This is a genomic window from Microcoleus sp. CZ3-B2, from assembly GCF_036705055.1.
In the GTDB taxonomy this organism is placed as follows: Bacteria; Cyanobacteriota; Cyanobacteriia; order Cyanobacteriales; family Microcoleaceae; genus Microcoleus.
On sequence record NZ_JAUBTN010000054.1, the window covers coordinates 1 to 8567 of the forward strand.

The following is an 8567-nucleotide window of genomic DNA, read 5'->3' on the forward strand; positions in this document are numbered from 1 at the left end:
AGTCATTAGTCATTAGTCATTAGTCATTAGTCATTAGTCATTAGTCATTAGTCATTAGTCATTAGTCATTAGTCATTTTACCCGAAGAGCGAAGTCGAAGGGTAGTCATCAGTCATCAGTCATCAGTCATTAGTGCTGTCGCCTCCGAGCTTTCCGTACAACGTCATCAGTCCGAGGGAAGATTTGGCTCGTTACCAGGCTCTGCCTGGTAATGCAGGTGCGGAGGCTCTGCCTCTCTTTATCCCTCAGCTTCTGGAGAGAGGAGTGTGGCAGATTTAATTTATTAAATTTTAGTTTCTTAGAGAACAAATCAAAAATTTCAAGTCTCAAATCGAATCACTTGCCAAAAATTATTTTCCCTAGGGTTTCCGGCAAGTGAGTTATATGTTGGAAAAGTTGATTTGGCCCGATGCCAAACAATAACTGCATCACCAGCACAATTGCTGCTAAAGCAATCGCTGTGCCGATGCTAGCTTTCAATACTTTAAAAGCCCAATTAAATACTAGCCAAGATACAAGCAAGGAAGCAATTAAAATGATTAATTCTATGGGCATATAACATTTTTAACTCTAATTTTAAATTTAAGCAATACTGCCGCGTTTCCGGGTTTCCTTGTAAGAAATTCCGACATTTTTTAAGCCTGCTTTAATCATTTGCTGCTCTAACAAAGCGAAAAAGCGAGTTCGATCGCCCCCAGTGACAACTGCTTGGTTGTGAGCTTCTGCCAGCGTCACGGGATAGCCACCGCCTTTGTGTACTTGAGCCAGCATCATTCCTAGGGTTAAATCTAGCTGTGCTGCATCTTGTGCTACCCATTCCGGCACTTCTATTCTAGCAATTTCTGTGCCGACGTGAACGTAACAAAAATAGACGGTATTCAGGCCGTATAAATCTAAAATTCGAGCTTGGGATTTCCACAAGGGGCTTCTTTGTCCGGGCGAGAGGACTGTTGCCCACAAAATGGCATCGCGCAAGGGTTCAAATACTTGACAAGGTGCTTTTTCGGCGAAAGAAATTGTGGCGGCAAATCCGACGTTCGGGCAGTTTGTCATGCAGTCTGGTACTTCGTGGGTGCAAGCTTGAAAGCGCAAAAAAGATAAGGTTTCGCTACTGCGAGAAGCGCTTAAGTATCCTAATAGGGGAATTTTTGCTAAGCGCAATTTGTCCCAAGCTTCTAAAATTGGCTGCAAAATTAGATCGCGGGCTTCGCTGGGTAACTGTTCCAAAAACCAATAAATCAGGGAACCGTCTACCATTGCTAAAGCTGGCGCGGGCAATTTGTTATTATTAACTTTTGCCCAATCGCAGCCCATTTCTGCCAAAGCAATTGCTTCGGAAACTGCACGCCGGTATCCCATCCATTCTTCGGTTCTAATTCCCCACTGTCGCGAAGCATACAAGTCTTCGGGTTTGTAGAAAACCTCGGGCACGCTATCTAAAACTGGGTGGCGGCTTTGGCCGTAGTGCAGCATGACTGTGCCGATGTTGAGCAGGTAGCAGTAGGCGATTTCGTGATGGTTGGGCGATATTTGCGAGCCGTCTGTGGCAAAGACTGTGTGAGCGGCGGGGGGTGCGGTGATGTAGGTGCGATCGCCCAAAGGCTCGATCGGAGTTGCAGCATTGAATAAAGTGCGATCGCGCCAACTTTCTTGCAATTCCACCAAATTGTCCTGTCCCGTTGCGGCCTTTGCTAGTAAATTCTGAGCCACTTCCAAACGTTGGCGAGCCGCAGCCGCTTCCACATTCAAATGTTGGCTCATTCCGTGCATTGCCTTAGCCGCTTTAGTTAAATCGAGCATTAGTTTTAAGCCTCAGATTGCTTCTCCGCATCGGAATGTAAGTCCTTGAGAAAAGATGGACTGGCATTCCGATGCGGAGAACTTGGAAAAGAAGGACTGGTATTCCGAACGATCGAACCTATTTTATTACGCTCGTCAGAAAAAAAAATCGATTTTTTTTTTCGGTATCCTTGATTTTTTGGGAAGTTTATGTTATGTTTATATTATAATGGAAATATGTGCAAAAATATTTTTTACGCAACCATCCCATTATATAAAAATACCATACCAGCGCCGCAAAAGTCAACCAAAAAAGTGTAAAATTTCAAAATTTTTTTTGACTCTGCTCATAGAAAAAAAACTAATTGCCAACAAGTCTAACATCAATATTCGTCGGGGAGCCAATCGGCAAAATCTCCGGCAAACTGAGACAGAGAAAGCAATTGAACTGGTGGATTTTGAGCCACCGATTCCCGTTCGGCCGAAGTATTGTAACCCCAATCAGCCAAAAATAACCTCACCTGAGATAAATCCGGCTGCTGCTTCACCGACAGCAAAGTTTTTAACCGGTCTTCCACAAACCAAATAGTCGCATCTTTGCCTGAAGCTGCCAAAAATTCCCGCAAAATTTGGTGTTTCGGCTTGTTGTATTCTTTGCCAAAAATCAACTCTGACGGCATTTGTACGCCCGCTAGCTGCAAAAGTTCCTCCACAAAACGGCCTTCCTTGGTAGTGACGATCGCCACTTTGACCGAACTCTCTTGCAACGAGTGCAGGCGATCGGCTACTCCCGGATAAAAGCGGTGCAAAGACAGCCACCCAGCTAAATCCTCAGCAATCCAACGATCGCGCAGTCCATCTAACATAGCACTGACAGACTGGGCTTTTAAATTATTTTCGGTCAATAAATGCGGGACAATATTGGGCCAGTCCAGCAAGATTTGCTCTGGGGTGATTCCTGTCACCAGCGCGCGGATCAGCAGGGGCATTTCCCAACCGGTTTCGATGGCCGGTCGCACTCGGTAAAAACTTAAAGCTAAATCGGGATCGGGGACTGTTTCGGCTGGTTTCCAAATTTGACAGTAGCTACGCCAAGCTGTTTGGAAATATTCGATTAGTCCGTCACAAATCACACCGTCAAAATCAAGAGCTAGAATTGTGGGAAATTTATTAGTCATCAGTCTGTCGATTTTAGATGTTAGCTTTTAGATTGGGTGATGGTGCAATCATTTGGCAGTCATTAGTTGCTCAAATTTTGCTTTTGAAAACGTTGCGTAGCACAAGCTTTTGATGGAGTCTGTTAACCGCAGATTTAAGACAGGTTAACGGAGATTTACGCAGATGTATTTCTACATAATTTGTGGGTGAGTGCTAGAGGTTTGGTAAGCTGTTGTGCATTTAAATTGTAGATTTCGACGATCGATCAAAAATCCTCTCCCCATCTCCCCATCTCCCCATCTCCCCATCTCCCCATCTCCCCCTCTCCCCCTCGCGCCCGGTATTTTTGACTTGGGGCGCGATCGGGTAAAGAAAGTCATTTTTCACGTCGCCACCAGCAGACGGACAAAACTTTAAGAAATGGCGAGTTTTAAAGAGGCCCAACTAGCGGTTGAGTTGCCACTGATTCAAGTCCTTGGGATTGCAATAATTGCGTCCACTTGGCTGTCAGCTTCGTATCCCCTGGTGTCTGACGGCGCATTTGGGCTAGGGTAGCGAGAGTTTCGTACCAAATCCCATTTTTAGCGTAAACGTTGAGCTTAGTCATTTGGTCGGAATTTGCCAAATCGCTTTTAAGAGTGGCCTGGGGTTCTATGCGCTGTACGAATCCTTTAACAATTAAATCTGCCGATCGATCTTCGGGGTCGCATACCATTGAAAACGACCATACGTATCGCTTGCCAACTTCCAGGGATTTCTTGTTATCGCTGCTAGCAGGAACGCTAACTCCCACAATCCCGGATTTGTCAGCTTTAAATGTTTTTTCGTAGACTACTTTCTCTTCGTTGTCGGTCAGCAAAGTAAACTCTATTTGTGCTGAGGTTTTAGGAAGGTAGACAAAAATTGTGGGAGACTCTGTGAGAGTTAAACCGATATTAGTTGGAGGTACTAGGGGAGTAATAGATAAACCCGCAGGACAAAGCTTGCTGCCGCGATGCGTCCCTCCTTGTCGGCTGCCGGGGGCTGTGACATCGGGGGGCTTGAAATTCACATTCTGACTCAGGACTATGGGCCGGGATTGTGTCCGCATTCCTGCGAGGGAACTGGGGACGGTAAGCGCGATCGCGCCTAGGCCGATCGCCAGTGTAGCTAGATGTTGAAAACGTTTCATTTTTTGTACCTTTCATTATAATATTGCAAACACAGGCTTTCGCTGATGGCGACAAATATTTTGGAGTGGTTGCACTAGGGCGCAGATACACAATTTTAACCTTGACATATCATCCATAACATTAATTAATTCGATCGGCAAGTCGATTATCCGTCCCAAAAATCCGGCTGTCGAGGTCGCGAGTATCATTGCATACACATTCTGTCGATGCAAGATGTAAAATTTTGTTACAAAACGGTCGGAGTTTTCGGATTTTCTAAGATGGAAGAAGTATGTGCTGCCGGCGGCTGCAAGCCAAACAACCGCTGTTCGGTGAAACAATTCAAACTTTGATACTGAAATAAATGAATAAAATATCTCATAAAATTCGCTCGACAGCGACTCAATTGAGTCAACTGTATAAACCATCACTCTTATTTGCTAAATCTGTATTAATTGCCAGTGCGGTAGTCACAATATCCTTAATGGGTGTCAGACAGCTAGGAATACTCGAACCGCTAGAATTAAGCGCTTACGACCAAATGCTGAGGTGGCGTCCCGACGAAAAGCCGGATTCGCGCTTGCTAGTTGTGGGAATTACCGAAGCAGATATTCAGAAAATGAAACAGTGGCCGATATCCGATCGCAAAATAGCTGAAATCTTACAAAAACTCGAAAAAATGCAGCCGGCAGTCATCGGTTTAGATGTACTGCGAGACGTACCTTTAGGAGACGGGCGCGAGGAACTAAGTAAAGTTTTACAAAAGAGCGACAAAATAATCGGAGTATGCTTAGTCACCGACGGGAATCCAGACAGTCCCGGTTCTCCGCCACCGCCGGGAATATCAGAAAACCGGGTAGGATTTGCAGATTTTGGAGTCGATCCGGGCGGCATACTGCGGAGGGCATTATTATTTATGAAACCGCCGATCATTGAGGGCAACTCCACGGTAGAAAAACATCTTTGCAATGACAATTCTCAAGTTTTAGCTTCCTTCAACCTCCAGCTAGCACTCAACTACTTGCAAAGACAAAAAATTTATCCTCAACTGGCACCAGATCAATCTTTATGGCTGGGTAAAACTCAATTCAAAAAACTAGAAAGCAATGATGGAGGATACAGCAATGCTGATGTCAGGGGATATCAAATATTAATTAACTATCGTTCCCGGCGGAATCTCGCCAACCAAGTTAGAATTACGGATGTTTTAGAAGGAAAAGTTGACCCTAATTTAGTTAAAGATAAAATAGTATTGATCGGCTACACCACAGAAACCGTTAAAGATTTCTTTTATACTCCTTACAGCGGGCGGCGGCAAGACAAGCAATTCATGCCCGGTATTGTGGCACACGGACAAGTAGTCAGCCAACTTTTGAGTGCTGTTTTAGACAACAAACCGATGTTTTGGTTTTGGCCGGAATGGGCAGAAATTCTGTGGCTTTCGGGATGGTCAATTGTGGGAGCAACAGTAGCATCGCGGATGGCTCACCCAGCGCAGTTGGTGGGGACATTTGGAGCACTGCTGTTGGTGTGTGGCGGTTGTGGCTTTGGGATTTTTCTGTTGGGAGGGTGGGTGCCGGTGGCAGCGCCAGCTTTAGGATTAATCCTAACTGGTGCTAGCATTGTATCGGCAGACAGATTTAATAAAGCCGGATACGGGAAAGTAATTAGCGATCGAGTAAAACAAGTATTCAAAATCGAAATTGACCAAGCCCAAAAAGAACAGCAGGTGGCAGAAATCACAGAATCTGATTTCTTTAAAGAATTGCAGCAAAAGAAAGAGAAACTGAGAGTTGGCAAAAAAGAAACCCCTCAACCAGCACCTTCCCAACTGCCAGAAATAACAGCAAGTGCTGCAGAGCTTCCCAAGGCCCAAAGCGAGGCAGACGAATACCTAGCTCCGTTGCAGGAAAAAGCCAAACAGCAGAAGCAGCGCGCCGCGGCGACTGCATCGGAAAGCGGCTCAAAAACGGGTATCCCGATCGATTCCCACCTCGGTGCTGGTTCAGGCGAAACCAAACCCGATGAGGAGTTCAGCGATTTGCAAGGGAAGGCAAAACAGATGCGGCAGCGCCGGGCGGCTGAAAAGAAGATCAAAGATCAAAAGATTGATAGTTTAACAGACAAGGAGGATGGGGCGAAAAATGAAGAATGACAGACAATTCGACAGCATGGGGAATTGCGTATAAATAATTGATTTTCCCCGTTGATAGCCCTGATTAATTCCTGAGTTTATAGGGTCCGGCGGTGCCGGGCCCACGCTTTTAGCTTTAACGGATGTTACTAATACTGATGCGGTTGTGAGGGAAATGGTGGCGGCTGCTGGGATGGAATTTGGGGTGAAAGCTGAGGTAAGGGCGATCGCGATCGACACCCAAGGCGCGCAAATCTCCACTTAATTAATTTAGCTTGACAAAATTTTTAACTTGTGGTGAACAATCGACTTTGATTACCTCTATGCTATCAAAAGGCGACTAGCTGTGGAATAGATTCGCTGCTGCACTTTTTTAAAGTTTCCATAAAGTTTACCTAAAAACTCTACAAACCCCTTGCCATTAATAAAAGTTACTGATATTCTCAAACCTATAAATTCACAACAGCCATAAAAAAACTCATTTATGGCGATCGAATCAAACCTTTGTCCCCACATTGGAAAGTTTTAACCTGTCAATATCATACCCTGCATTCGCAAAAAAGCTCCACCATCCTATAAACTTAGTTTGCTTGCGAATCTTTAAAACTTAATATCCTCAAATCCCGCACATTTTAGTCACTTTCACCATCAAAAAAAACACTAAAAATCATGTCACCAATCGAAACATCTACCCTCCAACCAACCACCAATACTTCCATCATTCCCCACATTGCAGAAGAATTGCCATTAACTAATTCTACCAAAAATTACTCTTCCCCCCCCCCCGAAAAATCTCCTAATAACTAACGAAACATCCTCCACAAACACCAGCATCGAACTATTGCTCGAAAACCCCCAAAATCTCGATAAAACTCCCGAAACACCTCCCCAACCAGACACAGACACATTCATCCTCAACAAAAATTCAACACCAACAACCAACAGCATCACCGAAAAAATACCAGCATCCACAACCGAAACCGACGCAATCACAGGCAATACAGCCCAACCAGAAACTCAAAATAAAATCACTTTCGACTCCGGCATTTTCCAAGCAGACGAAACAGGCAAAATTAGCTTCGACTACCTATCAGACGGAGGCTGGTATCAAGGAGAACTAGCAATTATCAGCCTCAAAGGAATGCAAGAATTTGTACCAAATTCCGAAGCATTTATACTAGAAGCAGCCAGACGCGCCCTCAGCAACTCCTCACTCGGTTACATCGCAATTTCCGACACTACAGAAGCAGCGAAATTTTCTAGTTTCGAGGGATAAAACAACTTAAATATCGGAGAATACCGAGGCATAAAAACCTTCGCAATGACTCCCGGAGACGAATTCGGTATCATCCTAATTCCCAACGGTAAAATACAAGAAGTATACGACAATCCAGGAATTGGTGGCGACAAAAAACCCTTATTCTCAATGGCGACAGCTAATTCCAGCGATGCTTTTCAACCTGGACAAATTGCCAGTGTCGTGAATGGCGGCAATATATTTGTTATGGAAGATATGGGGATAAGCGAAGGGAGCGATGCTGATTACAATGATATCATATTTTCCCTCAAAGGTGCAACCCCTAAAGTCATTTTAATAGATGATGTAATTGCCAAAAACTCCGATTGGCGTACATCAGAGAAAGGTAAAGAATTGATAGCTTACGTTGCGCCCAAAACTGAGACTAAATTAGACGACGACAAAAAAACCGATACAACTTCTACAACAAATCCGACAGAGACAAAACCTGAAAAATCTCCCGCAGTTGAAGACAAAAGTCCGACTGTTTCGGAAATTCCCAATTCCGAGACAAATCCGGCTGAAACAAAACCTGAAAATTCCCCGGTAGTTGAAGACAAAAACCCGACTGTTTCGGAAATTCCCAACTCCGATACAAAACCTGAAAAATCTCCCGCAGTTGAAGACAAAAATCCGACTGTTTCGGAAATTCCCAACTCCGATACAAATTCGACTGAGACAAAACTCGAAACATCTCCCGCAGTTGAAGACAAAAATCCGACTGTTTCAGAAATTCCCAATTCCGACACAAAACCTGAAAATTCCCCGGTAGTTGAAACCAAAAATCCCACTGTTTCGGAAATTCCCAATTCCGAGACAAATTCGACTGAGACAAAACCTGAAAATTCCCCAGCGACAGAAACCAAAAATCCCACTGTTTCAGAAATTCCCAATTCCGAGACAAATTCGACTGAGACAAAACCCGAAAATTCCCCGGTAGTTGAAGACAAAAACCCGACTGTTTCGGAAATTCCCAATTCCGAGACAAATTCGACTGAGACAAAACCTGAAAAATCTCCCGCAGTTGAAGACAAAAACCCGACTGTTT

At 44.4% G+C, this 8567-nt stretch carries 9 protein-coding genes; 4 read left to right on the forward strand and 5 right to left on the reverse strand.

Annotated elements, in window-relative coordinates; all coding sequences use genetic code 11:
* Positions 1-336: 336 nt before the first annotated feature.
* From QUA97_RS21030 to QUA97_RS21050, 5 genes are all read right to left on the reverse strand, one after another.
* Positions 337-555, reverse strand: a complete 219-nt coding sequence (locus QUA97_RS21030) for a hypothetical protein (RefSeq protein ID WP_194071264.1) — start codon at positions 553-555, stop codon at positions 337-339.
* A gap of 27 nt (positions 556-582) precedes the next feature.
* A complete protein-coding gene (locus tag QUA97_RS21035) occupies positions 583-1800 on the reverse strand; it encodes a DNA double-strand break repair nuclease NurA (protein ID WP_194071263.1) in 1218 nt (405 codons plus the stop codon).
* A 362-nt stretch (positions 1801-2162) separates the two neighbouring features.
* On the reverse strand, positions 2163-2957 hold the full coding sequence (locus QUA97_RS21040; protein WP_194071262.1) for an HAD family hydrolase: 795 nt from the start codon (positions 2955-2957) through the stop codon (positions 2163-2165).
* A gap of 410 nt (positions 2958-3367) precedes the next feature.
* The gene (locus QUA97_RS21045; RefSeq protein ID WP_194070530.1) at positions 3368-4108 is read right to left on the reverse strand and encodes a DUF928 domain-containing protein; all 741 of its coding nucleotides are present in this window, start codon (positions 4106-4108) and stop codon (positions 3368-3370) included.
* A gap of 227 nt (positions 4109-4335) precedes the next feature.
* Positions 4336-4470, reverse strand: a complete 135-nt coding sequence (locus tag QUA97_RS21050; RefSeq protein ID WP_255515921.1) for a hypothetical protein — start codon at positions 4468-4470, stop codon at positions 4336-4338.
* On the opposite strand from QUA97_RS21050, the gene QUA97_RS21055 reads away from it, so the two are divergent.
* The 4 genes from QUA97_RS21055 to QUA97_RS21070 form a co-directional block, all read left to right on the forward strand.
* Positions 4453-6243: a CHASE2 domain-containing protein gene (locus QUA97_RS21055; protein WP_194070529.1), complete on the forward strand. Its 1791-nt coding sequence runs from the start codon at positions 4453-4455 to the stop codon at positions 6241-6243. The genes QUA97_RS21050 and QUA97_RS21055 overlap by 18 nt on opposite strands.
* 648 nt (positions 6244-6891) lie before the next feature.
* Entirely contained in the window at positions 6892-7029 is a 138-nt protein-coding gene (locus QUA97_RS21060; protein ID WP_333195831.1) for a hypothetical protein, read from the forward strand.
* 34 nt (positions 7030-7063) lie between these two features.
* On the forward strand, positions 7064-7498 hold the full coding sequence (locus tag QUA97_RS21065) for a hypothetical protein (protein ID WP_194070528.1): 435 nt from the start codon (positions 7064-7066) through the stop codon (positions 7496-7498).
* Positions 7499-7543: 45 nt separating this feature from the next.
* On the forward strand, positions 7544-8567 hold a 1024-nt coding region (locus tag QUA97_RS21070; protein ID WP_333195833.1), incomplete at its 3' end, for a DUF4114 domain-containing protein.

Excerpts from the sequence above, each read along its gene's own strand:
- QUA97_RS21030 (WP_194071264.1), bottom strand. The coding sequence starts at position 555 with ATGCCCATAGAATTAATCATTTTAATTGCTTCCTTGCTTGTATCTTGG.
- QUA97_RS21035 (WP_194071263.1), bottom strand. The coding sequence starts at position 1,800 with ATGCTCGATTTAACTAAAGCGGCTAAGGCAATGCACGGAATGAGCCAA.
- QUA97_RS21040 (WP_194071262.1), bottom strand. The coding sequence starts at position 2,957 with ATGACTAATAAATTTCCCACAATTCTAGCTCTTGATTTTGACGGTGTG.
- QUA97_RS21045 (WP_194070530.1), bottom strand. The coding sequence starts at position 4,108 with ATGAAACGTTTTCAACATCTAGCTACACTGGCGATCGGCCTAGGCGCG.
- QUA97_RS21055 (WP_194070529.1), top strand. The coding sequence starts at position 4,453 with ATGAATAAAATATCTCATAAAATTCGCTCGACAGCGACTCAATTGAGT.
- QUA97_RS21050 (WP_255515921.1), bottom strand. The coding sequence starts at position 4,470 with ATGAGATATTTTATTCATTTATTTCAGTATCAAAGTTTGAATTGTTTC.
- QUA97_RS21060 (WP_333195831.1), top strand. The coding sequence starts at position 6,892 with ATGTCACCAATCGAAACATCTACCCTCCAACCAACCACCAATACTTCC.